Origin of the sequence: Microbacterium sp. MMO-113 (assembly GCF_037148555.1) — a bacterium.
In the GTDB taxonomy this organism is placed as follows: Bacteria; Actinomycetota; Actinomycetes; order Actinomycetales; family Microbacteriaceae; genus Microbacterium.
The window spans coordinates 558,148-582,392 of record NZ_JBBCTD010000003.1; the positions used below are offsets into that span (position 1 = coordinate 558,148).

Sequence of the window (24,245 nt, forward strand, 5' to 3'; positions counted from 1 at the left end):
TTCCGCAAAAGAAAGTACGATACGCATCTTTTGGTCTTGCGTTCATCACATATCGTCCAGAAGAATGGGGGTATGCCGCCGCTCGACCGCCTCACTCCACTGCTCGACCGTTTCCGCGTGCGCAGTCGCCTGTTCCATACCGGACCGCTCTGCGGCACCACCGCCTTCGCGGCGAGCGCGGGACACGGCTTCCTCCACGTGCTGCGTCGCGGCGAGATGGAGGTGACGCACCAGCGCCCTGACGGCCGCACCGAGCGCGAGACGATCACCCGCCCCAGCCTGCTGTTCTTCCCCCGCCCGATCGATCACACCTTCCTCAACGCCCCGACCGAGGAATCCGACTTCGCCTGCGCGACGATCGACTTCGACGGCGGAGCGACGCATCCCCTGGTCCGCACCCTCCCGTCCGTGATCGTCCTTCCGCTCGACGAGGTGTCCACCCTCGGCCCGGCGCTCGACCTCCTGTTCGCCGAGGTCGACAACGTGCGCTGCGGACGCCCCCTCCTGGCCGACCGCATGTTCGAGGTCGTCCTCATCCAGCTCCTGCGCTGGATGCTCGACCACTCCGGCGATCTGACCCTGCCGCCGGGGCTGCTGCCCGGCCTGGCCGACGAGCGCCTCGCCCCGGCCCTCGTGGCGATGCACGAGGCGCCCGGCGAACCGTGGACGCTCGACTCCCTCGCGCGGACCGCAACGATGTCGCGCAGTGCCTTCGCGGCGCGCTTCAAGGACGTCGTGGGCCGCGCGCCAGGCGACTACCTCACCGAGTGGCGCCTCACGATCGCTCAGGAGCAGCTCCGCGCGGGGATGTCGGTGAGCGCTGTCGCCGCCGACCTCGGCTATGCGAGCGCCTCTGCCTTCTCCCGGGCGTTCACCCAGCGTCTGGGCCGCTCCCCCCGCGCCTGGCTCGGCCTCGCCGCCTGAAGTCAGCCGCCGGCCGACATCACCGCCGCGACCCCCGTCACGATCCGGTCGAGATCCCCGGCCGTGAGCGACGGGTGCACGGGAAGGGAGAGCACCTGCTGCGCCGCGCTTTCCGTCTCCGGCAGCTCATCGGTCGGAGCGAAGCGCGCCAGCGAGGGCAGCCGATGGTTCGGGATCGGGTAGTAGACGCCGGAACCCACCCCGTGCTCGTCGCGGAGAGCGTCGCGTACCCGGTCTCGCTCCCCCGCGGCGATCCGCACCGTGTACTGGTGGTAGACGTGCTCGGCGCCCTCCGCGACCGCGGGCACCGTGAGGCCGTCGATGCCGGCGAGCGCGGCGTCGAGGAACGCGGCGTTCCCCTGTCGCTGCCGGGTCCAGGCGGCGACCCGCCCGAGCTGCACCCGACCGACTGCGGCATGCACCTCGCTCATCCGGTTGTTGTAGCCGACGACCTCGTTCGCGTACTGCGTCTCCATGCCCTGGTTGCGGAGCAGACGGATACGGCGCGCCACCTGCTCGTCCGCACAGGACACCATGCCGCCCTCGATCGCCGTCATGTTCTTCGTCGGATAGAGGCTGAACATGCCGAACGTGCCGATGGTCCCCGCCGGCCTCCCTCGCCACGCCGCGCCGTGGGCCTGCGCAGCATCCTCGTAGATGGCGAGACCGTGGTCGTGAGCGACCTCCTCGATACCGTCCACGAGGAACGGGTGCCCGTACAGATGCACGGGCATGATGCCCTTCGTGCGGGCGGTGACCGCGGCACGGACCCGGGTCGGATCCAGGGTGAAGTGCGTCGGTTCGATGTCGACGAACACCGGCGTCGCTCCGGCCAGCACCACGGAGTTCGCGACCGCCGCGAAGGTGAAGGAGGGCACGATCACCTCGTCGCCCGGCCCCACACCGGCGGCGAGCAGTCCCAGGAGCTGCCCGCTCGTACCGGAGTTGACCGCGACGGTGGTGCGACCGTCCACGAACTGGGTCGCGAACTCGCGCTCGAACGCCGCCACCTCGGGGCCCTGCGCGAGCATCCCACTGCGGAGCACCCGTTCGACGGCTGCCACCTCGTCGTCGCCGATGAGCGGCGCGGCGGCCGGGATGAAGTCCTTCTGCATGGAGATGCCCTTCGTCGGGAACGGCTCGTCGAGAGCCGGATCGGAGGTGGAGGCAGGAATCGAACCTGCGTACACGGTCTTGCGGACCGCGACCTGGCCACTCGGTCACTCCACCGGGTCAGGTGTCCTCACGCGCCGGGCGGCGAGTACCCCTGCAGGAAGCGGCCGAAGCGCTGCACCGCATCGACCAGGGTCTCCGTCTCGGGCAGGAAGGCGATGCGCACGTGGTCGGTGTCGGCACCGTTGAAGGCGCGACCGTGCACGAGAAGGACGCGTTCCGCATCGAGGAAGTCGAGCACCAGGCGCTCGTCGTCGCGGATGCCGTAGACCTCAGGGTCGAGGCGGGGGAAGAGGTAGAGACCACCGCCCGCCTCGTGCACATCGACGCCGGGGATCGCGCGGAGCGCCGCCGTGGCGGCGTCGCGTTGCGCCGTCAGCCGCCCGTCCGCCGAGACGAGCGCATCGAGCGATGTGTCGTGCCCCAGTGCGGCCGTGATCGCATGCTGCGCGGGCACCGAGGCACACATCCGCATCGACGCCAGCAGCCGGAGGCCGGACAGGAACGGATCGTCCGCAGCGAACCCGGTCGCCAGCGCCCAGGCGGCCCGGTACCCGGCGACGCGATGGGTCTTGGACAGTCCGGCGAAGGTGATGCACGGCACGTCGGGGGCGACCTGCGCTGTGGAGACGTGCGTGAACCCGGGGTACACGACCCGGTCGTAGATCTCGTCCGAGAGCAGCAGCAGACCGTGGCGACGGGCCAGCTCCGCGATGCCCTCCAGCGTCTCCCTGGGGTACACGGCCCCGGTCGGGTTGTTCGGATTGATGACGACGACGGCGACGGTCCGGGGGCCGATCGCAGCCGCCATGGCATCGAGGTCGGGAAGCCACCCGGCCTCCTCCACACAGGGGTAATGCACGGGCTCGCCCCCGGCGAGGACGGTCGATGCGGTCCACAGCGGATAGTCGGGACTCGGGATCAGGACTTCGTCGCCCGGCTCCAGCAGCGCCTGCAGCGTGAGGCCCACCAGCTCGGACACGCCGTTGCCGACGGTCACCGCCTCGATCCCGAGGGACGGGAAGCCTGCCCGCCGTGCGTAGTGCGCGCGGATCGCCTCCCTCGTCTCCGGCAGCCCCGGGGATTCCGAGTATCCGTGGGCATGCGGAAGTGCCTCGCGGAGAGCCTCCACGATCACCGGCGGCGCCTCGAACCCGAACGGCGCCGGGTTGCCGATGTTCAGGCGCAGGATCCGTTCACCGCGGGACTCCAGCTCGGCCGCACGCGCGGCGACCGGGCCACGCAGGTCGTAGAGCACGCCGTCGAGGCGCGAGGATCGCCCGACCCGGAACGCGCTCCCGGCGTCTCCGGCCGTCATCCGTCCCCCTCGGCCGATGCCGGACCGGAGGCGGCGGCCACGTCGTCGGCCAGGCGTCGCAGGTCGGCGTCATCGAGGTCGTGCACGGTCAGCCGCAGGTGATGTTCACTGGCGGATTCGTCCTCCAGCGCGAACTCCGACCCCGGTCGCACGAGCCATCCGCGGTGCGCGAGCCGCGTGGCGACGACCCCCGCATTCTCCCGGACGTCGATCCACACGTTCAACCCGCTCTCCGCGGCGACATCCAGCCCTCGAGCGGACGCGAGGGCGGCGAAGGACCTGTTGCGCGCGGCATACCGGGCGCCTGCCTCCGCGACCAGCCGGTGCACTCCCTCGTCGCGCAGCATCGTCGCCGCGAGCTGCTGCATGACATGGCTCACCCACATGGTGCCGGGACTGAGCCGAAGGGCCAGCCGCTCAGCGGTGACCGGATCGGACGCCGTGAGGGCCAACCGCATGTCGGGGCCGAGGAACTTGGAGACCGACCGCACCAGCGCCCAGCGCTCCTGGGCGGGCCCGATGATGGTGGCGTACGGAGTCGGGGAGAGCAGCGAGAAGTGGTCGTCCTCGATCACCAGGACGTGGGGGTGCGGAGCGAGCACCTCGCGGAGCTCCTCGGCGCGGGCGGGAGTGATGCTGGCGCCGGTGGGGTTGTGGGCGCGAGGCGTGCAGATGATCGCGCGCACGCCGCTCTCCAGGGCCTCTCGGACACCCTCCACCGTCATCCCCTCCTCGTCGACCGGTATCGCGACCGGGGTGTAGCCGGCCAACCGCGCGGTCTGGATGCTGGACAGGAAGCACGGATCCTCCAGGCCCACCCGGTCGCCGTGCACGAGCGTCTGGGCCAGCAGGCGCTCCACCGCGTCGACCGCGCCCGCGGTGACCGTGAGCCGGAAGGGACGAGGCTGATCCTCCGCGATCCATCGGGTCCCCCACTCGGCGAGCTCGGCATCGATGACGGATTCGCCGTAGAGGACGGGATGGGGACGCACGGTCGCGAGAGCGGCGACGAGGTCGGGCAGCAAGGCGGCCTGGGGGTTGCCGTTGGCGATGTCGCGGAGTGCCGTTCCGGGCGTGAAGCCCTCATCCGGCGTGGCTGCAGGGCCGAGCACGGTCGTCCCGGTGCGCCCGCCGGTGGTCGCGATGCGGGCGGTGACGAGTGCGCGATAGGCGGCAAGGACGGTGTTGCGATTCACGCCCAGCCGCTCGGCGAGAGTGCGGACCGGGGGCAGACGGTCCCCCGCGACGAGCGTCCCCCGCTCGACGAGGTCGCGCACGCTCTCCGAGATCTCCGCGGCGGTGACACCGCTGATCGCGTCGGTGTCGCCGTCTCTGCTCTCCGCCGTGGCCATGACTCGACGGTAGGGGAGATTTTGACCTATGTCAAAATCCGGAATCGGTCGTTCCCGTCCGTCCCGCTGCCCGACGCACGCAGGCGGAGTCCAGGTACACCGGATACCGTTCAGGAGCGATCGGTCCCCCGGACCGCCCCCGCATCCCGCACGATCACCGCGATCCCCCGACAGAGGACACGATGACCCCCGGCACTTCGCCCCTCGCCGCTTCCGCCCCCGGCTACGACGGCTTCATCGGCTGGGTGCTCAGCCTCATCGAGACCCTCGGCGAGGTCGGTGTCGGTCTCGCGGTGCTCATCGAGACGTTCGTTCCCCCCATCCCCTCCGAGGCGATCCTCCCCGCAGCGGGCTTCCTGGCGTACGACGGGCGGATGAACGCCTGGGGCGCCTGGGCCGCAGCCACCATCGGCGGACTCGTCGGTGCGTGGCTCTGGTACGCGCTCGGCGCCGCGGTGGGCCGGGACCGCACGCGGCGCATCGTCGGGCGCATCCCCCTCCTCGACCACGACGACTTCGACAAGGCCGAGGCGTTCTTCGCCCGCTGGGGAGGCGGCGCCGTGCTGTTCGGCCGCTGCGTGCCTCTCGTGCGCTCCTTCATCTCGATCCCGGCAGGGATCGAGCGAATGGCCCTGTGGAAGTTCACGCTGTACACGCTGGTCGGCTCGGCGGTCTGGAACGGCATCTGGATCGGCCTGGGCTTCGCCTTCGGCCCCGCCATCCGGCCGATCCTCGAGCAGTGGAGCGGCGTGATCTCCGACGTGGTCGTCGGCCTGCTCATCCTGCTGCTCCTGGCGTTCGTCGTCCTTCGCATCCGTCGCCGCATGCGCGAGGCCGCCGCACGGCGCGCAGAGGACAACGGAGCGGCCTGAGCACCCTCCGTCCGGCGGCTCCACAGAGAAGTCCGCCGAGACGAAGGGCACCGGGACTCAGCCCCTCGGAGTGCCAGAACGAGCCGCGGCGGCGACGTCGGAGGGGATGACCAGCGTCGGCCTCGTGGCATGGTGGAGGACGTTCGCGGAGGTGCTGCCGAGCACCGTCGCGGCGAGCCCCCGTCGACCCCGCGAGCCGAGGACGATGAGCGTGCTGTCGCGTTCCTCCGCGGCGGCGATGATCGCCTCCGACGCGGAGACGACGCTGGACGACACCAGCGGTTCGGCGCGGAGGCCGAGCGTGCGGGCGAACTCCGCTCCTTCAGCCGCGACCTGCTCCGACGCGTCGAGGAGCGCCGCGTCCACGTCCTCCAGTCTCTCGAGCACCGGGTGCCCCTGAAGGTGCGCCGCAAGACCCTCCATCGGCTGCCGGGCGAAGAAGATCACGGCCTCCGCCCCCGGGAACAGAGCCGCAGCGGCCTGCACCGCGGTGCGGGAGTTCGGGGATCCGTCGTAGGCGATCAGGACTCTCGGAAAGGACATGGTGTTCTCCTTCGTTCGGCGGGGCAGTTCCGGTTCCGCGGTGTTCACAGCGTGCGGGTGGAGATCGTCTCCACCGTCCGGTCGGGTCGGCGGGTGCGGAAGAGCACCGCGACGAGCAGGGCTCCGACCAAAGCGATCCCTCCGGCCGCGACGAACGCCGCGGAGTATCCGGAGGTGAGGGCCACGGCGTCGCCCAAGTGGCTCGCGCCGAAACCTGCGGCAACCGCCGACACCGCCGCGAGGCCGATCGCCGAACCGACCTGATAGCTCGTGTTGACGATGCCGGAGGCGAGGCCTCCCTCCTCCGGCGGTGCGGCCGAGATGGCCACCTGCAGGGAGGGGATGAACGCGAGCGCCTGCCCGAAAGCGACGACCAGCGACGGCCCGAAGGCATCGACCCAGTAGTTCCCGTCCGGGCGGATGAAGGCCATCCAGCCGAGGCCGGCGGCGAGCACGACCAGACCCAGGACGATGGGCACCTTCGGCCCGAACGCGGCGATCACCCGTGGAGCCAGCACGATCATCCCGAGCATGATGAGAGCCGTCATCGGCAGCAGGGCGGCTCCGGCGGGGAAGGCGCTGAATCCGAGCACCTGCTGCAGGTAGAGGTTGAGGAAGAACCACATCGGGATCCACGCGGCGCCGAGCAGCACCTGCGCGAGGTTCGCCGCACCGAGATTCGGCGACCGGAAGATCGACAGGCGCATGAGGGGTTCCCGCTTCACACGCTGGATGATCAGGAAGAGCACGAGCAGGACGACACCGGCGCCGATGGCGATCCAGGTCTCAGCCGCCACCCACCCGACGACCTCGGCGCGCACGATGCCGTAGACCAACGCGGCGAGCCCGAGGGTCACGGTGAGGGCCCCGAGGACATCGACGGAGCCCTTCGCGCCGAGGGCACCGCCGGGAAGCGCACGCCACATCAGGGCGAGGACCAGCACCGCGATCGGGACGTTGATGAAGAACACCCACGGCCAGGAGGCGAACTCGGTGATGACGCCACCGAGGAACACGCCCGCGGTACCACCGGCCGGCGCCGCCGCCCCGTAAAACGCCATCGCCTTCGTGAGCTCGCGCGGGTTCTGCCCGAACAGCATCATCAGCAGCGTGAGCGCGGCAGGCGCGATGAGGGCGGAGCCGGCGCCCTGCAGCACTCGGCCGACGAGTTCGGTGACGACGTCGCCGGCGAACCCGGCCACCAGGGACCCTGCTCCGAGGATGACCCACCCGGTCGCGAACATACGTCGCGGCCCGAACAGATCGGACAAGCGCCCGCCCAGGAGCAGGAGGCCGCCGAGGGCGATCACATAGGCGTTGAAGACCCAGGAGAGGGTGTTCGGGGTGAACCCGAGATCCTCCTGCATCCGCGGCAGCGCCACGCCGATGATGGATGCGTCCATGATGACCATGAACTGCGCCAGGGCGATGAGGGTCAGCCCCCACCAGCGCGCGGGACTTCTCGTTGACGATGACACGTCGTGCTCCATTTCCGTCGGGAGGAGGCGCCGAACGACGCCTCTCGTGTTAATACCCTAGGGGGGTACGGTATTCCCGACAAGCGGAGGGATCATCGCCGTGAGCAGTCGCCGGAACCCTCAGCGCTTGCGATCAGGGCCGCTCGAACGCGCCGAGGCGCCGAAGGAACCATTCGTCGTCCCACCAGCCGGTCGCGCGCGCATGCTTGACGTCGTCCCAGATCCGGAAGAGGCCACGCCGCGCTGAGGCCCCGCGGGCGAGTGGACGACGGGCCACCGCGCGCTCCCAGAGCCTGAGCCCCTCGGCCGCGTCGGCGAGGTGGAACAGGTCCACCTCGCGGTGCGAGTACCGCGCAGCACCGGGATCGATCACTCCCGTCAACACGAACGCCTCCGGATCGACGAGGAAGTTGCCGGCGTGGCAGTCGTCGTGGATGAAGACGGGAGAGTCATCGGCGAGCGGACGGAGGAGGTCGGGCACCGCGCGTGCCGTCACACGGATACGCTCCCGGAGTCCTGGGTCGATGTGATCCGCCCCCTCGAGCCAGGAACCGAGGTCACGGACGTCCGCGGAGTAGCTGGCGAGGAAGCTGGGATGGGTGCCGCCGCGGAGGTCTTCGAACGCGGGCCCCTCCTGCGCATGCCAGTGGGTCACGACGTCCACGACCTGCTCGGCGAGAGCGTGCGCCGCCGCGGACGACGGCTCCGGCGTGGCTTCGGCGAGGGGCACTCCCGGCACATAGGTCTGCACCATGACCTCGCGGTCGCCCTCACGCCGCAGCGAGATCAGCTCCGGCACAGCGATCCCCGGCGGCGTCATCCGGCCGAGCGCGGCGAGGGCCACCGCCTCCCGCGCTGCGGTCCCCGGGCGATGGAAGGCCTTCACCACCCGGCGCCCGCCGGCGATGTCTTCGACACGGACGGTCGCATAGAACCCTTCGAAGACCTGCATCGACGCCCTCCCCGCGAACTCCGTCTCGCCCTGATCCTCGAACGTAGTCGGCACGCGACAGTCGGGAAAGCGCGGCGGTGTCGGCGGGGCAGGGCACGATGGGGTCATGACGGACGGCTACGACCCCGGGTTCCTCGGCATCCCGCTCCCCCTGCCCGCGCCTCCGATGACGGTGCGCACCCTGCCGGCGCCGCGGTTCACGGTGCTGCTGGACCCGGAGCGGCGGCTCGCCGCGGTGACAGCCGTCACCATCGACGGCGCCCGCCTGCGGGATCTCCCCCGGACGGGTGAGTGGCATCTTGACCCCCGGGTTCCCGAGGAGGAGCAGGCGGGGCCCGCCGTCTACGCCGGGAACGACCTCGACCGCGGGCATCTCGTCCGTCGCCGCGATCCGGGCTGGGGCGAGCTCGCCGACGCGCGCGCGGCCATGGAGGCCACATTCACCTACCCCAACGCCGCGCCGCAGGCCGCCGTCTTCAACCAGTCGAAAGACCTCTGGCTCGGACTGGAGGATCACGTGCTCGTGTATGCGGAGACCACCGCGCAGCGCCTCACGGTGTTCACCGCCCCCGTGCTCGACGAGGCCGACCCGCCGTATCGCGGCATCCGAGTTCCTCTGCGCTACTGGAAGATCGCAGCCTGGAATGCCGGGGGCCGACTCGCCGCCGCCGCGTTCCTCCTCGACCAGTCCGCGCTCGTGGACACCCGGGAGGGTGCTCTCGCCGTCGCGTCGCTCGAAGCCTTCCGCACCTTCCAGGTGCGGGTCGCCGAGGTGTCCGCCCTCACCGGGATCGACCTCGGCCCGCTGTCCGACGCCGACGTCCTCCCCCGACGCGGGATCCGAGAGAGCGGATGGCGCCCGCTGCACACGGCCGACGACATCGTCGTGTGACAGCGGGCGCTCCGCCTCACTCGCCGGCGCGCGCGACCTCCAGCGAGGGGTAGTCGATGTAGCCCTCGGCGGTCGAACCGTAGAACAGGTCCGGGCGCGGTTCGTTCAGCTCGGCCCCGGTCCGCCAGCGCTCCACGAGGTCGGGGTTGGCAATGACCGGACGCCCGGCCGCGACCGCGTCCGCCCAGTCCTCCGCCACCAGCTCCTCGGCCGCGGCACGGGTGGTCTCGACGCCGAAGCCGGTGTTGACGATGAGCGGAGCGCCCGACGCCCGGCGGATGGTCTGGACGAGTTCCCCGGCCGGCTCGGGGTGCAGCACATCGACGAAGGCCAGTCCCAGAGGGGCGAGTCCTTCGGCGAGCGCGGTGTAGGTCGCGAGGACGTCGGCCGCGTCGTCCTCGATGACTCCCTGGATGCCGTGGGCCGGCGAGAGCCGGATGCCGGTCCGGTCGGCACCCACCGCGGCGGCGACCGCCGTGGTCACCTCGATCGCGAAGCGCGCACGGTTCTCCGGCGAGCCGCCGTACTGATCGTCGCGGACGTTGGAGACGGGAGACAGGAACTCGTGGACGAGGTAGCCGTTGGCGCCGTGCACCTCGACGCCGTCGAAGCCGGCCGTGATCGCGTTGCGCGCGGCCTGGACGAACTCCTCGACGACCACAGGGATCTCGTCGAGGGTGAGGGCGTGCGCGACCGGCAGGTCGGCCTTGCCCTGGGGCGTCCGCGTCTGGCCAGGGGCGGCCAGGGCGCTCGGCGCGACGACGCGGGGCTCACCGGAGATCTCCGGGTGGCCCACCCGGCCGCCGTGCATGAGCTGCATGACGATGGTGCCGCCCTCGGCGTGCACGGCGTCGGCCACACGACGCCATCCGTCGATCTGCGCCGGAGTCACGATGCCCGGCTGCCCGGGGTACGACTTGCCTTCGAGGACGGGCCAGACCCCCTCCGAGATGATCAGCCCCTGCCCCGCGCGCTGGCGGTAGTACTCCTCGATGATCGCGGTCGGCACGCCGTCGGCGTCCGCACGCGTGCGGGTGAGGGGCGCCATGACGACGCGGTTGGACAGGTGCAGCGAGCCGAAGTCGGCGGAGTCGTAGAGAGTCACAGAGAGGCAAAGGACACGACCCATCGCTGTATTCCCGTGAATCGACCACGTGGTCCGGGTGCATCAACCGCCCAGGTCGGCGACGAGGTTCGCGAAGTGGTCGAGATCGGCGGCCGTCCAGCCGCGCAGGCGCTCGCCGATGCGTCCCTCGTAGCGGGAGCGGGCGAGGGCGACGCGCTCCTCGGCCAGCGGGGTCGCCACCAAGACGCGGGCGCGGCGGTCGTCCGGATCCGGGATGCTCTCGACGAGTCCGAGCTGCTCGAGCTGGCGCACCTGTCGGCTCACGGCGGATTTGTCCGTCTGCAGCCGCTCGATGAGGGCGCCGGCCGAGGTCGCCCGTCCGGCCAGGATTGAGGTCAGGACCTGGTAGCCCAGCGGCTGGAGGTCCGGATGCACGGTGACGGCAGCCTCGCGCCACCCGACGCGGATGCGGGCGAACAGACGGCCGAGCTCGTGCTCGACGCGAGCGACCGCCTGGTCGAGGTCGTCGATCGGGGCGCCGTCGGCGGAGTCGTCGGGCGAGGCGCTCATATCGCCAGTGTACGGCGAAGCCCCGCGACCGTACGCGGTCGCGGGGCTTCGCTCAGACCTCGGCGAGGAGTCGGAACACCTTGGAGGCGGCCTCGATCTCGGCGGGCGTGAGCTCGTCGATCACGGCGCGGAGCCGGGTGCCGTACGCCTGACGGACGTCGGCGAGTGCGGTACAGGCGGACGGCGTCGCGGTGAGCACCCGAAGCCGGCCGTCGTGCTCGTCCGGCACGGAGGCGATCAGCCCGAGGTCCTCCAGCATCCGCACCTGGCGACTGACGACGGACTTGTCCATCTCGAAGCGCTCGGCGAGCTCGTGCGCGTTGGCAGAGCCCGCGCGGTCGATGAACGTGAGCAGCTTGTAACCGGCCACCTGCAGCTCCGGGTGGACCCGGGACGCCGATTCCTTCCACAGCGACCGGGTCCGCGCGAAGATGAGGTTGAGATGCGCCTGGAGGTCACTGAGGGCGGTGTCGACGTCGGGGGTGCCGACCGCCTCGGACGCGATCATGTCAGCGCTCCTGCTTCCGATCCTCGCGCTCGAGCACGCTCACCGACCCCGTGGTGGTCGTCGGTCCGGCCTGCCCGGTGCGGATCGCCCCCGTCGAGAGGTTCGCGCCGACCTCGGCCTCGGAGACCTCGATGACGGACTCCTCGGCCTGCTCGCGCAGCTGCTCCGCGGCGTTCTTGGTGGACAGCGGCTTGTTCTTGATGAATGCGATCGCGATGATCGCGATCACGGCCAGCGGGATGGCGAGGATGAACGCGTCCGCGATGCCGTGCCCGTAGGCGCTCTCGACGATCGTGCGGATCGTGTCGGGCAGCTCGCCCACCTTCGGCACGTCTCCGGAGCCCAGGCGCTCCAGGGCGCTGATCTCGTCGGGCGTGGTCGGGACGAAGCCCTTCAGGCCGTCCTTCATGAAGTCGGCGACGCTGGTCGACAGCAGCGATCCCATGACGGTCACGCCGATGGTGCCGGCGATCGTGCGGAAGAAGTTGACGTTCGACGACGCGGCACCCAGCTGCTGCGGTGCGGTGTCGTTCTGCACGATCAGGGTGAGGTTCTGCATGACCATGCCGAGGCCGGCGCCGAGGACGAACATGTACACGGCCACCAGGCTGAACGGAGTGTCGTAGCGCAGAGTGGCCATCAGGCTCACACCGATGGTGGCGAGGATCGAGCCGGTGACCATCCAGCCCTTCCACTTGCCGAAGCGGCTGACGAGCTGTCCGATGATGATCGAGGCGCCCATCTGACCGATGATCATGGGGATGGTCATCAGGCCCGACTCGGTCGGCGTGGCGCCACGGGCCAGCTGGAAGTACTGCGCGAGGAAGACCGAGGTCGCGAACATCGAGACGCCGATCGCGATCGAGGCGATGACCGACAGCGTGAAGGTGCGGTTGCGGAACAGCGACATCGGGACGATGGGTTCCTTGACGAAGAACTCCACCGCGACGAAGGCGGCGATGGCGACGCCCGCGGTGACGGCGAGGGCGATGCTGGTCCCGGAGTCCCAGTCGAACTGGCTGCCGCCCATGGAGACCCAGATCAGCAGGGTCGAGACGCCGACGGCGAGCAGGACGATGCCGAAGTAGTCGATGGACACCTTGGTGCCGCGCTGCGGCTTGGGCAGGTGCAGCGTGAACTGCAGCAGGACGAGCGCGACGATCGCGAACGGGACGCCGACGAAGAAGTTGGCGCGCCAGCCCCAGGCGTCGGTGATGACGCCGCCGAGCAGCGGGCCGCCGATCGTGCCGAGGGCCATGATGCCGCCGACGACACCCATGTACTTGCCGCGCTCGCGCGGGGAGATGATGAGGGCCACGGCGATCATGACGAGCGACATGAGGCCGCCGACGCCGATGCCCTGCACGACGCGGACCGCGATGAGCATGTTCGTGTCGGTCGAGAAGCCGGCGATGACGGTGCCGACCGTGAAGAGGATGAGCGAGATCTGGATGAGGACCTTGCGGTCGACGAGGTCGGCGAGCTTGCCCCAGATCGGCGTCGAGACGGCGGTGGCGAGAAGGCTCGCGGTGATGACCCAGGTGTACTGCGACTGGGTGCCGCCGAGGTCGGCGATGATGACGGGCATCGAGGTCGAGACGACCGTGCCGGAGAGCACGGCGACGAACATGCCGACGATGAGGCCCGAGATCGCGGTGAAGACCTCGCGGGCCGAGCGCGCGGTCTCGGAAGAGGATGAGGTGTGTGTCACGGGGGAATGCTCCTGCATAGAAAGTTGATCGAGATCAACCATACGCCGATAGTTGCGGTTTCGCAACTATCGGCGTGCACTCCCCACCGCCGCTCAGCCGCAGAAGGAGGAGAGTCCGTCGTGGAGGCGCTCGATCGCCTCGACGGTCTCCGGGGCCTGAAGGTCGGTCATGCCGCCGAGCTGATCGGCGCCGGAGCGGATGAGGTCGCCGAGCTGCCCGTCCATACCGTCCGCGACGCCGTCGAGGGTGGCGACGAGGTCGTCGCGGGCGGCGTCAAGCTGTTCTGCGGACGCGTCGCCCTGACTCAGCAGCTCCTGATACTGCGTGTACGCGCCATCGATGGTCGCGCACGTCTCCGCCACCGGGACCCCGAACGCATCACCCGCGGTCTGGGTGATCTGGGCGCACCCCGCGAGGAGGCCGACGGCGAGAAGCAGAGGGACGAGGGCGATTCGGCGCATGCCCCGAGGGTAGCCGCGCCGGCTGGGGCGCGGCTGACCCTCGGGCGGTGCGGCGGTCACCCGCCGGACGGATTCTCCAGGGGATTGCCCTCGTCGTCCGTCGTCTCGCGCTTGAGCACGTCGTCGGTGTTCTCGCCGCTGTCGTCGGGGGCGCCGCCGGACGCCGTGTCGGCTTCCTCGTCGGCGCCCGGAGTGCCCTGCGTGTTCTGGGGGTCGCTCATGCTCTCCTCCTCTGTTCGGTCCCCCGACCGTACGTGCGCCCGTCGCGGCTGATGCAGGGGGTTGACCGGGCGCGCGTCGGCGGCCACACTGCCGTCGCCCGCGGTGTCAGTCCAGGGCCCAGAGCCGCTCGATCGGGACCGCCCGCCCGAGGATGCGCTCCGCCGCACGATGCCCGGAGAACAGGGCCGCCGGCACCGTGGCCGGATCGTCGGTCCACGTGGCCTCGCCCGCGAGGTGCAGCACGCCGCCGACCGGGGTGGCGAGGTCGTCGTGATCCGCGGTGGTCGACCCGACCGTCATGTACGCGTACGACCCGTGCGCGAACGGATCGTCCTGCCAGGCCGTGCGGCGCATCCCGATCGGATCGGGGATTCCGTCGCCGTAGAGCCGGCGGAGCTGCGCCATGATCGAGGCCTGCACCTCCGCATCGCTCCAGTCCCGCGTGGCTGCCGCGGCGGGCCCGGCGGCGAAGGTGAGCAGGAGCGGCTCGTCGTGCAGCGCGGTGAGGTCGTACCAGGAGTGCCACCACCGCGCCTCGGGGCCCTGCTGCCGGAGGGCGTACACCCCGTCTTCCCAGAACCGCGCGGGGAACCGCAGGAACACCTTCTCGAAGGCGTTCATGCGCAGCCGCCCCAGCGCCTCGGCGTTCACCGGCGGCAGCGGAGGGACGATCTCCATGGTCCCGGCCTGCAGCACGCCGACGGGAACCGTGATGACGGTCGTGTCCCCGGAGAAGTCGCCATGCGAGGTCCGCACCCAGACGCCCTCGTCGCTCCAGTCGACACGGGTGACGAGGTGCTCCAGCCGGATGTCGAGGCCTTCGGCCAGGCGCTCCGGGAGCACGACGTACCCGTCGGGGAACACGACCTCGTCGCCCTCGATCGCGTCGTCGTCGAGGCCGTGCGCGGCGAGGTCCTCGATCCACGCCCCGTACTGCTCCTCGGCGCGATGCTCCAGGTACTCCCGCACCCGCTGCGTACGCTCGGCACTCCATCCCTGGCGCGAGAGGGCCTCGTCCGTGACGTCGCGGTAGGAGGCCGTGGGGCGGGAGGCGGCGATGATGTCCGGGAGCACGGCGTCCACCGCGTGGACATCGGCGGCGAAGGCGCGTGTCTCCTCGGCGGAGAGCGGGCGCCCGACGGGGCCGTGATAGGCGATCGGCCGGCTGTCCACCTGGAAACCGCCGACGGTGAACTCCACGGTCCGCATGCCGAAGGCCTCGGCGGCCGCCGCCACCGGACTGCCGTCGACACCGTGGATCCACGAGGCGCCGAGATCGACGACACCGTCGGTCCGATCCGTGTGCACTCTGCCGCCGATCCGGTCGCGCGCTTCGAGCACCACGACCGTCCGTCCGGCATCCTGCAGCAGCCGGGCCGCTGTCAAACCCGCCACGCCCGCGCCGACGATCACCGTGTCGACCTGCTCCATGCGCTCCTCCTCGCAGCCCCTCCGCAGGGAGCCGTGCCCCGACGATAGCCCAGCCCGGCACCCGCCGACAGGGCCGCGGAGCCCGACGACCCGCCCGCGATGCCGGGCTCAGGCGGCGTGCTGGATGAGTCCGAGCAAAGTGCCGTCCGGGTCGAAGAACTTCAGGAAGAGGGCGAAACCGCCGTCGTCGAAGCTCACCACGTCGACGCCCTCCGCCGCGAACCGCTCGGCGAGCGCATGGATCTCGGTCGTGCGCAGGAAGAAGAGCGGCCGCTCCTCCCCCGACACCGTGAGCTTCATCGGCGCGTGCCCTGGCGCCTCCCACAGCATGAGGTCGGGACCACCCTCGGCGCGGAGCATGGCGCTCGACCCGTAGTGGGTGAGGACGCGGAAGCCGAGCAGACGCTCGTACCACGCGATGGACGCCGCGAGGTCGGCGACGGGCAGCTGGATGTGATCGAGTCCGGCGAGGACGGATGTCATGGGAAAACCCTCCGTGGTCGTGTCCGTTCACGGTAGCGCCACCCACCGACCACACCGCGCGCCGGATGACAACCCCCTGGGCGTCGCACGCGGCACAGCGCACCCGCCGACCTCACGCTGACCGTTCCGCCCGTTCCTCAACTATTGTTGAGGTCTACGGAAGGGCGACGGATGGAACCGGACGATCTCCTCCCGATCGGGGAGGTCACCCGACGCACGGGCGTCGCGCCCTCCGCACTGCACTTCTACGAGCAGCTCGGCCTCATCGCCTCGACGCGCACGCCCGGAAACCAGCGGCGGTATCGCCGCCACATGCTGCGACGGATCTCGATCATCGTCGTGGCCAAACGCATCGGCATCCCGCTCAGCGAGGTCCAGGAACTCTTCCAGACCCTGCCCGTCGATGCCCCGCCCTCACACGGCGATTGGCGCCGCGTGGCGAAACGCTGGCGCGCCGAGCTCGAGGAGCGGCGGACCCAGCTCGAGCACCTGCAGCGCGAGCTCGCGGGCTGCATCGGCTGCGGCTGCCTGTCCCTGAAGGCCTGCCGCCTGCTGAATCCGGAGGACGCCCTCGGCGAGAACGGCCCCGGCCCCCGCCGCATCTGAGGCCGGGGGCGTCCGCCTCGGCCGGGTGCCCGAAGGTAGGGTGGTGCGGAGCTCGGATCGGTGAGAGCGTGGAGACATCCCCACCAGCGATCAGCGTGGTTGCGCCTCGTGGCAACGGGTTCCTGTGGAGATGGAACGAAGGATCCATCGAATGGGCAGGTTCATCTATGAGGGCGGTCCGAAGATCGAGATCGAGGACCGCCCTCTCACACACATCCAGCTCGTCATGACGACGAAGCTCCGGCGCGGCGAGCCGATGCCGTTCTCGTGGAAGGAAGACGCCTCTGTCGGGGGCGGTCGGACGACGGTCTGGGTGCATGCGCACTCGAACATCGTGTTCAAGTTCTTCGGCAACAGGCCTCCGGCCATCAACCGGCGGTGGGTGGACGCGCTCGCGTTCACCGCGAACACGCTGCACGGCCTATACCTGGTGCCGGAGCCGACCGAGTCGAGCAGCGCCTCCCGGCAGCTCGCGGGTCTCACCGTCTGACATCGGCACCGCCGAAGCGGAGGGCAGGCCCGAGGACTCAGTCCTCGAGGTCGGCGTCCTCCTCTTTCGCCTTCTCGGCCTTCTCCTGGGCCTTCTCCACGTCCTTCTCGGCGGCCTCCTGCGCCTTCTCGGCCTTCTTCTGCGCGTCCTCCTCGGCCTTCCGCTGCTCGTCGGCGGCCTTCTGCGCGGCCTTCTCGGCGGCCTCCTGCGCCTTCTCGGCCTTCTTGTCGTCCGGCAGGTCGGGCTTCGGTTCCGGGGCGGGGGCGTCGACCGAGGTCACCGGCTCGTCCGCCTCTTCCGGCACGGTCGCTGGCACGACGACTGCCGGTGTGGGCGACGAGCGCGGACTCGGCTCGGTGTCGACGGGGGTCACCACGGGATTCGGGTTGAGCGCTCCCGCGGCCCAGAGCGTTCCGGCGACGGTGAGGGCGGCCGCGACCGCCACGGCTCCGGTCAGGAGTCCGCGGCGTCGCCGCGCACGCTGCATCCGCGGACCCCGAGTATGGAGAACGACCCCGTCGGGGGGCTGGCGGCGAGGAAGCACGAGGGTCGGCGTCGGCGCCGACGGCGCGGTCGACGCCTGCTCCGCGAACGCTGCCGCGGCGATCGGAGCCGGCACCGCGGGCCGCGGGGGAATCGAGGGGTCGTGCGCGAGCGCGGACACCGCCGCGAAGACGCCGGCGGCGCTCGGCCGGTCCCCGGGGTCCGTTGCGGTCATCCGCTGCAGCAGCGCGGACCAGGCGGGACCCACTGAGTCCGGGATCGTGGGCGGTTCGATCAAGCGGGCCAGGGTGGCACCGATCCCCTCCGCCTCCGCGAAGGCGCGCTCGCCCGTGAGCGCTTCGCGCAGGACAAGTCCCAGTGCGTAGATGTCGGCGGGCGGCGCGGGCGCGGCGCCGTTGAGCTGCTCCGGCGCCAGATACGCCGCGGTGCCGATCACTGTCCCAGGCGACGTCAGCCGGGCCGCATCCACGAGCACCGAGATCCCGAAATCGGCGAGCTTGGCCCCAGACCGGCTCCCCACGAGGGAGCGCCCCGTGAGGAGGACGTTGGAGGGTTTGATGTCGCGGTGCACGATCCCCGCGCCGTGCACGACGTGCAGGGCCTCCGCGAGATCGGCCGCGAGCGCCGCCACCTCGGACGAGGACAGCGGCCCCTGGGCGATCCGCTCCGCGAGGGTCGGGCCGTCGACGAACTCCATCACCAGGTACTCGGCCCGTCCCGGATGCAGCTGCGCGTCGTACAGCGTGACCAGCGCGGGGTGGTTGAGTGAGGCGAGCACGGTCATCTCGCTGCGGGCCCGATCGGAGGCGGCCCCCTGCTCGGTCTCCGCCCGGAGCATCTTGATGGCCACCGTGCGCCCGAGCAGCGAGTCCTCCGCGCGGTACACGCGCGCCATCCCGCCCTGCCCGACGCACTCCCGGAGGTGGTAGCGACCATCGAGCAGCGCCTCAGTGGGAAGCGAGTCATCCGTCATCGTCGAATCCTCCTGCCGCGGCGTCGGGAGCGGCGCGGCGAGACCCCACTGTAGAAGCGCGGTCGGCAGCCGTCTCGGGCCTTGACAGACGGGCCGTCGATGGGGAGGTCTCAGACCGCGGGAGAATGGGACATATGCCCGCGCGTTCTCCCCAGCGACTGCTCCTCTCCGTCCGCCGGCTGCTGCACACCGATCCGTCCACCGTCGCCCACACCGAGGCGATGCCCGTGATCGACGAGCACACCGTTCCGCGGGTCCTCGATCTGGCGACGCGCATCGGAGAGTCGATGTTCGCGGTCGGCGCCTCGGCGCACGAGGTCACGCTCGCGATCACCCGCGTCTGCGAGGCGTATGGCCTCAAGGGCGTCCAGGTCGACGTGACCTACAACTCGATCACGGTGTCCTTCCACCTCAGCGGGGAGGTCTGGCCGGAGACGCTGGTCCGCGTGGTCCGGGTCGCCGCCCCCGACCACGCCAAGCTGCAGCGCGTGCAGGCGCTCGTCGCCGACATCGACGGCGGACTGGATCTGGAGTCCGCGCGCACCGCGTTCCGAGTCATCCGCCGCGTGCCCTTCCGCTATCAGCAGCCCGTGGTGATCGTCGCACGGGCGCTCCTCGCGGTCGGAGTGAGCATCATGCTCGGGGCCTCTCCGCTCATCGTGGGTCTCACGTTCGTCGCCGCGCTGGGGGCGGCGCTCACCCAGGCGGGCCTGGCCCGGCTGAGGGTGCCGCTGTTCTTCAGCCAGATCGCCGGAGGCCTCGTCACCACGGTCGTCGCGGTCGCCGTGTCGGCGCTCGGCAGCGCGGGGATCGATCCGTTCGTCGGCATCCGCCCGTCGATCATCGTCGCCTCCGGAATCGTGCTCATGCTCGCGGGACTCACGGTGGTGGGCGCCGCGCAGGATGCCATCGACGGCTTCGCGCTCACGGCCGGCGGCCGCATCCTCGACCTGACGATGCAGACGCTCGGGGTGGTGATCGGCATCCTCGTCGGCCTGGAGCTCGGCGGCGTACTCGGCTTCACGATGGAGCTGCCGGACGATCCCGCGCCCTTCGGCCCGCTGCTCAATCAGTTCGTCGGGGCCGTCATCATCGCGGTCGCCGTGGCCGTATTCAACGGCGCGGGCATCCGCATCATCCTCGTCAGCGCCCTGCTCAGCGCCGTCACCCTCGCCGGGTACGCCAGCACCGTCGCGCTCCAGCTCCACCCGGCCGCGGCGAGCGCGGTCGGAGCGCTGCTGGCGAGCTTCATCGGCATGCTCATCGCGCACAACCTGCACGTGCCCTCGGTCGCGGTGACGACCGCCGCGATCGTCCCGCTCGTGCCCGGTGTCGCGGTGTTCCAGGGCCTTCTCGAGGTCGTGCACGCAGCGGGCACCTCCACCGGGATGCTCACCGTGGGCGGATCGCTGATCGACGCCGCCGTGATCGGCATCGCCCTCGCCTCCGGCGCCTCCCTCGGGCTCTACCTCGGAACGCCGGTGCGAGCGACCCTCGCCGGCGTCGCGAAGACCAGGGCGCGTGTGCGCCGCTGACCCGACGGCGTCATCCCGCCGAGGTGTCGGCGGCGAGGTCGAGCACCCACGCGTTGATCGTGAGCTCAGCGCCGCGGAACTGCTCCGTGAGGGTTCCCTGACGAGTGAATCCGCCCCGCTGACACACCGCGTTCGACGCCGGGTTGTCGACCCCGGGGAACGCGAGCAGCGAACGCCCGTCCCCTACGCGATCGCGGAGGAGATCGACGAGCAGAACCAGAGCCCGGGCAGCCACTCGCCGGCCCTGTGCAGCGGGCAGCACGAACCAGCCGGTCTCCCACGCCGGTTCGTCCTGCCACGTGATCCGCCACGCGCCGATCGAGCCGAGAGGCTGCCCGGCGTGGTCGACGATCGCGAACATCAGGGCCTCGTCCTCCGCGACGAGGCGCAGATACCTCTCGTGTCGCGCCTGCACCTCCGCTGCGCTCTCCGGCCCGTTGAGGTGCGCCGTCATCTCTGGGGTGTTCGCCGCCCGCAGGAGAGGGAGATCATCGGCCGACCAGGGCCGGAGGCTCAGTGTGTCCACGCTCGGAGCCTCGCACGCCCCACCGACACCGGAGACGACGGTGCGCCCGCCGCGGACGGCTCCACGACGGGCGCATCGGCCGGGTCTCAGTGGCCGCCGAGGTCCTTGACCAGCTCGGCCTCGTCCTCCTTCGACAGCGAGGTCTGCACGACCGTGCCGTTGTACGGGGCCAGCGCCTCGGCGAACTTGTCCTCCGTGAGCTTGAGCGCGTAGATGACGACGGCGGACTTGCCGGCCGTCACGGTGGCCTTCACGCGATCGCGGAAATCGGCGTCGATGCCGGTCTTGTCGAGTCCCGCGAAAAGCGCCCCGAGCAGACCGCCGAACACCAGCCCGGCAACAGGGATGAAGAACAGGATGCCGATCAGCGCACCGAACAAGGCGCCGGAGGCGACTCCGAGGCCGATCCTGCTCCCGGCCCCCGGGTACTCCACCTTCGTCTTGCCCTCGCCGTCCACCTTCACGAGCGCGAGGCCGGCGAGTTCGACGACGAGGTCGTCCTGCAGGGCCTGGACGCGGTTGTAGGCGCCCTCCGCGTCGCTCTCGGTGTCATAGGAGATGACGATCAGTTCAGCCATGGTTTCCTGCTTTCGGTTGCGATCGGAGATGCTCTCCACGCGCGCAGAGGCACCGGTCTTCGCCACCGACCCTAGGCGTGCCCCTGCGGACACGACAGAGCAGCCGCCGATGTTCACCCTGGTGACTCCGCAGCGGCGATGTCGGTGGCCTCGCCTAGCGTCGCTGTCGTGCCCGAGCCCGTGCAGCAGTGGTGGGCGAGACGCCAGTTCTCGCGCGGACTCGACGTGCCCTACGCGGTGGGCACCTACCGGGCGGCGTGGGCGGCCTACCCCGAGCTCATCCGGCAGTACCACCCGGAACTCAACCACGGCATCGCACTCTCGCAGATCCCGTTGGCGGCCGATGTGCTGCTCTGCTGGGAGTGCGCCGTCGGCCACCTGTTCGCGGCGACGCCGACCGAGCAGCGCGAACGCCCGGGGCGGGTGCGACGGCGCTCGTCCTGGTGCCCCGAATGCACGGCGCTGGCGCGTCCGCAGTCCGTGGTCCTCGGAGAGGCGCGGGCGCTCCCCGCCCGTCCGAAGAAGCCGGCGCCGCCGCTGTGCACGAAGACCCCCGCGCTGCCGACGGGGACCGCGTTCCTGAGTGTGTGCGCTCCGAAACCCGCCTCGGCGGCCGAGGGGAAGCTCCGGCGGGCGCTCACCGAACGGCTGCTGTTCCCTGACGACGTCAACGCCATCAAGGTCGCGCGGCCGTTCTTCCGGCACACGGAGGTGTGGCCCGACATCCTGCTCCCGGAGCTGCGGATCGCGATCGAGTACGACACGGTCGGCCGGCACGGGCTGGAGCACGTCGGGAAGAGGGAGGAGACCGATCGCCGGAAGGACCGCGCAGTACGCGCCGCCGGCTGGGAGGTGGTGCGCGTGCGGATGGGGACGCTCGAGCCGCTCGGGCCGTTCGACCTCCCGCTCGCCTCCCTCGGCGCGAGCGGCATCACCCGGCTGGTCGACCGGCTCCGGGACATCCGCGGAGCCCTCCTGGTCGACGCCTACCTGCGCTGAGGGAGCCCGCTTCCCTTCACGATGCGACCGACTCGTCCCCGCGCCGCTCCCGGGGAGAGCCGAGGGCGACGGTGGAGAGCAGGCCGAGAGTGAGGAAACCGGCCGCCGTCCAGGCCGCGTAGCGGGTGCCGTCGGAGAACGCGCTGCGGGCCGCCTCGGCGAACGGCGCCGTCTCCGGGTTCTGGTCGAGCCCCGCGATGGCGGCGCCGGCGCTGTCCACGACGGCGGAGACCACCTGGTCGCGCGCCGCCGACGGCACGCCGCGGTCATCGAGTGCCGCCCCGAGCACGACCGCCGTGCTCGTGAACAGGACGGTGCCGAGCACGGCCACCCCGAGCGCCGCGCCGAGCTGACGAGACGTCGACTGGGTGCCGGACGCGGCCCCGCTGTCCGTAACAGGCACGTCGGCGAGCACGACGCCGGTGAGCTGCGCGGTCGCGAGCCCCACACCGAGCCCGTACACGAAGAGGAACGGAACGAGGGGCACCCAGGACGCCTCTGGGGCGATCACGAGCCCCACACCGGCGACGCCGACGATCTCGGCGAGGAGCCCGACCCTGACCACCCAGACCGGGGCGATCCGTCCGCTCGCGGCACCGGCCACTCCGCTGGCGAGGAAGGATCCGCCCGCGAGGGCGAGCAGCAGCAGACCGGTCTGCAGCGCGTCGAAGCCGAGCACGAACTGCAGCCAGAGCGGGAGCGCGAGGATGAGGCCGAACTCTCCGAGGGACACGACGGCGGCGGCGATGTTCCCGTTGCGGAACGACGGGATCGCGAACAGGCGCAGCGCGAGCAGGGTGGAGCGTCCGTGTCGTTGGCGGTGCAGGCCCCAGGCGATGAACGCGACCAGCCCGAGGCCCGCGAGGGCGAACGCGAACGGGATGGGCGAGAGCTCCCCCGGCCAGGTCCAGCCGCCGATCTGCGGGCGCTCGTCCACGAGCCACCAGCCGTACGTGCGGCCCTCGATGAGCGCGAAGACGAGACTGCCCATCGTCACGACCGAGAGCACGGCCCCCACCACGTCGATCCGTTCCGTGCGCTCTCCACGCGATTCGGCCACGGTCAGCAGCACACCGACGACGATCAGCAGGCCGAGCGGGATGTTGATGCCGAACGCCCAGCGCCAGGAGAAGGCGGTGGTCAGCCACCCACCGAGGAGCGGCCCCACGGCCGCCATGCCGCCGATGGTCGAGCCCCAGACGGCGAACGCGACGCCGCGTTCCCGCCCGCGGAAAGTCGCGTTGATGATCGACAGGGTGGTCGGCAGGATCATGGCACCGCCGACGCCCTGCACCAGCCGGGCGAGGATGAGGATGCTCCCGCTCGGCGCGGTGGCGGCGAGGACGGAGGCGGCGGCGAACACGACGACACCGACGATCATGACGCGGCGACGACCGAAGCGGTCGGCGAGGCTGCCGAAGACGAGCAGGAGGGCGGCGAAGACGAGGGTGTAGGACTCCTGCACCCACTGCACCTCGGTCGAGGTGATCCCCAGGTCGTCGACGATGGCCGGGATGGCGACGTTGACGATCGTCGAGTCGACGATGATGAGGCTGACGGCGATGCTGATGAAGACCAGACCCGCCCAGCGCCGGCGTTGCAATCTGTCCATGTTCGCTAGCCTAGTTAGATACTTGAATGGAAAGCAGTTTTATCCGTTCTCTCCCGCGAGCGCAACCCCCGTGCGCACGGACGCGCGGAGCGCGATGATGCCCTCATGAAACTCGTCTCCTACGCCGGCCAGCAGCTCATCACCTCCGACGACATCGCGGAGACGCTGCTGACCCTGGCCGCCGCCATCGCCAGGGAGGGCGAGTCCGAAGCGGTCGAGATCCCGATCCTCTTGGAGGGCGAGAAGGACTGGGCCGATCTCCTCGTCGGCGTCGGCAACGACGTGCTCGTCAGCCCTCACCACGCCGTGGACGCCGACCCGGACTTCTCCGCCGAGGTCGATGAGCTGCGGTCCCACCGCCTGTTCCCGAAGCCGCCGAGCGAGACGTCATCGCCGGGCGACATCGAGGTCCCGGCGCTCTCCGACTTCGACATGGGCCACGGACTCTGATCGCGCTCCGCTGAG

General features: G+C 70.7%; 26 protein-coding genes and 1 tRNA gene. 8 read left to right on the forward strand and 19 right to left on the reverse strand.

From position 1 onward, the window contains the following. The first annotated feature begins 72 nt into the window (after nucleotides 1–72). Entirely contained in the window at nucleotides 73–924 is an 852-nt protein-coding gene (locus WFJ36_RS13475; protein ID WP_071329056.1) for an AraC family transcriptional regulator, read from the forward strand. A gap of 2 nt (nucleotides 925–926) precedes the next feature. On the opposite strand, the gene WFJ36_RS13480 is transcribed toward WFJ36_RS13475, so the two are convergent. The 4 genes from WFJ36_RS13480 to WFJ36_RS13495 form a co-directional block, all read right to left on the reverse strand. Further along, nucleotides 927–2,039: a DegT/DnrJ/EryC1/StrS family aminotransferase gene (locus tag WFJ36_RS13480; protein WP_071329057.1), complete on the reverse strand. Its 1,113-nt coding sequence runs from the start codon at nucleotides 2,037–2,039 to the stop codon at nucleotides 927–929. A gap of 44 nt (nucleotides 2,040–2,083) precedes the next feature. Then, nucleotides 2,084–2,154 (reverse strand) — tRNA-Cys (locus WFJ36_RS13485). A 13-nt stretch (nucleotides 2,155–2,167) separates the two neighbouring features. After that, nucleotides 2,168–3,415 (reverse strand): aminotransferase class I/II-fold pyridoxal phosphate-dependent enzyme, encoded by a 1,248-nt coding sequence (locus tag WFJ36_RS13490; RefSeq protein WP_292785891.1) that lies wholly within the window; start codon nucleotides 3,413–3,415, stop codon nucleotides 2,168–2,170. Next, nucleotides 3,412–4,767 (reverse strand): aminotransferase class I/II-fold pyridoxal phosphate-dependent enzyme, encoded by a 1,356-nt coding sequence (locus WFJ36_RS13495; protein ID WP_292785889.1) that lies wholly within the window; start codon nucleotides 4,765–4,767, stop codon nucleotides 3,412–3,414. The genes WFJ36_RS13490 and WFJ36_RS13495 overlap by 4 nt, the downstream gene beginning before the upstream one ends. Before the next feature lie 182 nt (nucleotides 4,768–4,949). Here WFJ36_RS13495 and WFJ36_RS13500 point away from each other — a divergent pair, with 182 nt between their 5' ends. Continuing rightward, a complete protein-coding gene (locus WFJ36_RS13500; RefSeq protein WP_292785888.1) occupies nucleotides 4,950–5,639 on the forward strand; it encodes a DedA family protein in 690 nt (229 codons plus the stop codon). 57 nt (nucleotides 5,640–5,696) lie between these two features. Here WFJ36_RS13500 and WFJ36_RS13505 read toward each other — a convergent pair whose 3' ends face one another. The 3 genes from WFJ36_RS13505 to WFJ36_RS13515 form a co-directional block, all read right to left on the reverse strand. Then, a complete protein-coding gene (locus WFJ36_RS13505) occupies nucleotides 5,697–6,182 on the reverse strand; it encodes a universal stress protein (protein WP_292785886.1) in 486 nt (161 codons plus the stop codon). Between the two features lie 44 nt (nucleotides 6,183–6,226). After that, nucleotides 6,227–7,660, reverse strand: a complete 1,434-nt coding sequence (locus WFJ36_RS13510; RefSeq protein ID WP_292785884.1) for an MFS transporter — start codon at nucleotides 7,658–7,660, stop codon at nucleotides 6,227–6,229. A gap of 133 nt (nucleotides 7,661–7,793) precedes the next feature. Then, complete coding sequence (locus WFJ36_RS13515) at nucleotides 7,794–8,666, reverse strand: phosphotransferase (protein WP_336643468.1); 873 nt, start codon at nucleotides 8,664–8,666, stop codon at nucleotides 7,794–7,796. A 52-nt stretch (nucleotides 8,667–8,718) separates the two neighbouring features. Here WFJ36_RS13515 and WFJ36_RS13520 point away from each other — a divergent pair, with 52 nt between their 5' ends. Next, on the forward strand, nucleotides 8,719–9,504 hold the full coding sequence (locus WFJ36_RS13520; protein WP_071329062.1) for a DNA/RNA non-specific endonuclease: 786 nt from the start codon (nucleotides 8,719–8,721) through the stop codon (nucleotides 9,502–9,504). A gap of 16 nt (nucleotides 9,505–9,520) precedes the next feature. On the opposite strand, the gene WFJ36_RS13525 is transcribed toward WFJ36_RS13520, so the two are convergent. The 8 genes from WFJ36_RS13525 to WFJ36_RS13560 all read right to left on the reverse strand — a co-directional run bounded on the left by WFJ36_RS13525 (nucleotide 9,521) and on the right by WFJ36_RS13560 (nucleotide 15,957). Continuing rightward, entirely contained in the window at nucleotides 9,521–10,633 is a 1,113-nt protein-coding gene (locus WFJ36_RS13525; RefSeq protein WP_336643469.1) for an alkene reductase, read from the reverse strand. A 39-nt stretch (nucleotides 10,634–10,672) separates the two neighbouring features. Then, entirely contained in the window at nucleotides 10,673–11,140 is a 468-nt protein-coding gene (locus tag WFJ36_RS13530; RefSeq protein ID WP_071329064.1) for a MarR family winged helix-turn-helix transcriptional regulator, read from the reverse strand. 52 nt (nucleotides 11,141–11,192) lie between these two features. Further along, nucleotides 11,193–11,648 (reverse strand): MarR family winged helix-turn-helix transcriptional regulator, encoded by a 456-nt coding sequence (locus WFJ36_RS13535; protein ID WP_071329065.1) that lies wholly within the window; start codon nucleotides 11,646–11,648, stop codon nucleotides 11,193–11,195. Nucleotide 11,649: 1 nt separating this feature from the next. Next, nucleotides 11,650–13,377 (reverse strand): MDR family MFS transporter, encoded by a 1,728-nt coding sequence (locus tag WFJ36_RS13540; protein ID WP_396654693.1) that lies wholly within the window; start codon nucleotides 13,375–13,377, stop codon nucleotides 11,650–11,652. A gap of 75 nt (nucleotides 13,378–13,452) precedes the next feature. Then, nucleotides 13,453–13,821 (reverse strand): hypothetical protein, encoded by a 369-nt coding sequence (locus WFJ36_RS13545; protein WP_292785874.1) that lies wholly within the window; start codon nucleotides 13,819–13,821, stop codon nucleotides 13,453–13,455. Nucleotides 13,822–13,877: 56 nt separating this feature from the next. Further along, nucleotides 13,878–14,042 (reverse strand): hypothetical protein, encoded by a 165-nt coding sequence (locus WFJ36_RS13550; RefSeq protein ID WP_336643470.1) that lies wholly within the window; start codon nucleotides 14,040–14,042, stop codon nucleotides 13,878–13,880. A gap of 106 nt (nucleotides 14,043–14,148) precedes the next feature. Beyond that, nucleotides 14,149–15,474, reverse strand: a complete 1,326-nt coding sequence (locus WFJ36_RS13555; protein ID WP_336643471.1) for a flavin monoamine oxidase family protein — start codon at nucleotides 15,472–15,474, stop codon at nucleotides 14,149–14,151. A 108-nt stretch (nucleotides 15,475–15,582) separates the two neighbouring features. Beyond that, on the reverse strand, nucleotides 15,583–15,957 hold the full coding sequence (locus tag WFJ36_RS13560; protein ID WP_071329068.1) for a VOC family protein: 375 nt from the start codon (nucleotides 15,955–15,957) through the stop codon (nucleotides 15,583–15,585). Between the two features lie 171 nt (nucleotides 15,958–16,128). Between WFJ36_RS13560 and soxR the strand changes: the two genes are divergently transcribed. Both soxR and WFJ36_RS13570 read left to right on the forward strand, forming a co-directional pair. Next, on the forward strand, nucleotides 16,129–16,563 hold the full coding sequence (soxR, locus tag WFJ36_RS13565; protein ID WP_060922707.1) for a redox-sensitive transcriptional activator SoxR: 435 nt from the start codon (nucleotides 16,129–16,131) through the stop codon (nucleotides 16,561–16,563). Between the two features lie 151 nt (nucleotides 16,564–16,714). Beyond that, complete coding sequence (locus WFJ36_RS13570) at nucleotides 16,715–17,053, forward strand: DUF7882 family protein (protein WP_071329069.1); 339 nt, start codon at nucleotides 16,715–16,717, stop codon at nucleotides 17,051–17,053. A 37-nt stretch (nucleotides 17,054–17,090) separates the two neighbouring features. Here WFJ36_RS13570 and WFJ36_RS13575 read toward each other — a convergent pair whose 3' ends face one another. Then, nucleotides 17,091–18,530 (reverse strand): protein kinase domain-containing protein, encoded by a 1,440-nt coding sequence (locus WFJ36_RS13575; RefSeq protein ID WP_336643472.1) that lies wholly within the window; start codon nucleotides 18,528–18,530, stop codon nucleotides 17,091–17,093. A 134-nt stretch (nucleotides 18,531–18,664) separates the two neighbouring features. Between WFJ36_RS13575 and WFJ36_RS13580 the strand changes: the two genes are divergently transcribed. After that, nucleotides 18,665–20,065: a threonine/serine ThrE exporter family protein gene (locus tag WFJ36_RS13580; RefSeq protein WP_292785867.1), complete on the forward strand. Its 1,401-nt coding sequence runs from the start codon at nucleotides 18,665–18,667 to the stop codon at nucleotides 20,063–20,065. Nucleotides 20,066–20,075: 10 nt separating this feature from the next. Here WFJ36_RS13580 and WFJ36_RS13585 read toward each other — a convergent pair whose 3' ends face one another. After that, nucleotides 20,076–20,591, reverse strand: coding sequence for a GNAT family N-acetyltransferase (locus WFJ36_RS13585; RefSeq protein ID WP_292785865.1), 516 nt, complete (start codon nucleotides 20,589–20,591; stop codon nucleotides 20,076–20,078). Nucleotides 20,592–20,677: 86 nt separating this feature from the next. Further along, on the reverse strand, nucleotides 20,678–21,169 hold the full coding sequence (locus WFJ36_RS13590; protein ID WP_071329073.1) for a DUF1269 domain-containing protein: 492 nt from the start codon (nucleotides 21,167–21,169) through the stop codon (nucleotides 20,678–20,680). Nucleotides 21,170–21,337: 168 nt separating this feature from the next. Between WFJ36_RS13590 and WFJ36_RS13595 the strand changes: the two genes are divergently transcribed. After that, the gene (locus WFJ36_RS13595) at nucleotides 21,338–22,168 is read left to right on the forward strand and encodes a zinc-ribbon domain-containing protein (RefSeq protein ID WP_292785862.1); all 831 of its coding nucleotides are present in this window, start codon (nucleotides 21,338–21,340) and stop codon (nucleotides 22,166–22,168) included. 16 nt (nucleotides 22,169–22,184) lie between these two features. Here WFJ36_RS13595 and WFJ36_RS13600 read toward each other — a convergent pair whose 3' ends face one another. Further along, nucleotides 22,185–23,780, reverse strand: a complete 1,596-nt coding sequence (locus WFJ36_RS13600; protein WP_336643473.1) for a DHA2 family efflux MFS transporter permease subunit — start codon at nucleotides 23,778–23,780, stop codon at nucleotides 22,185–22,187. Nucleotides 23,781–23,885: 105 nt separating this feature from the next. Here WFJ36_RS13600 and WFJ36_RS13605 point away from each other — a divergent pair, with 105 nt between their 5' ends. Beyond that, a complete protein-coding gene (locus tag WFJ36_RS13605; RefSeq protein ID WP_071329076.1) occupies nucleotides 23,886–24,230 on the forward strand; it encodes a hypothetical protein in 345 nt (114 codons plus the stop codon). Nucleotides 24,231–24,245 lie beyond the last annotated feature (15 nt).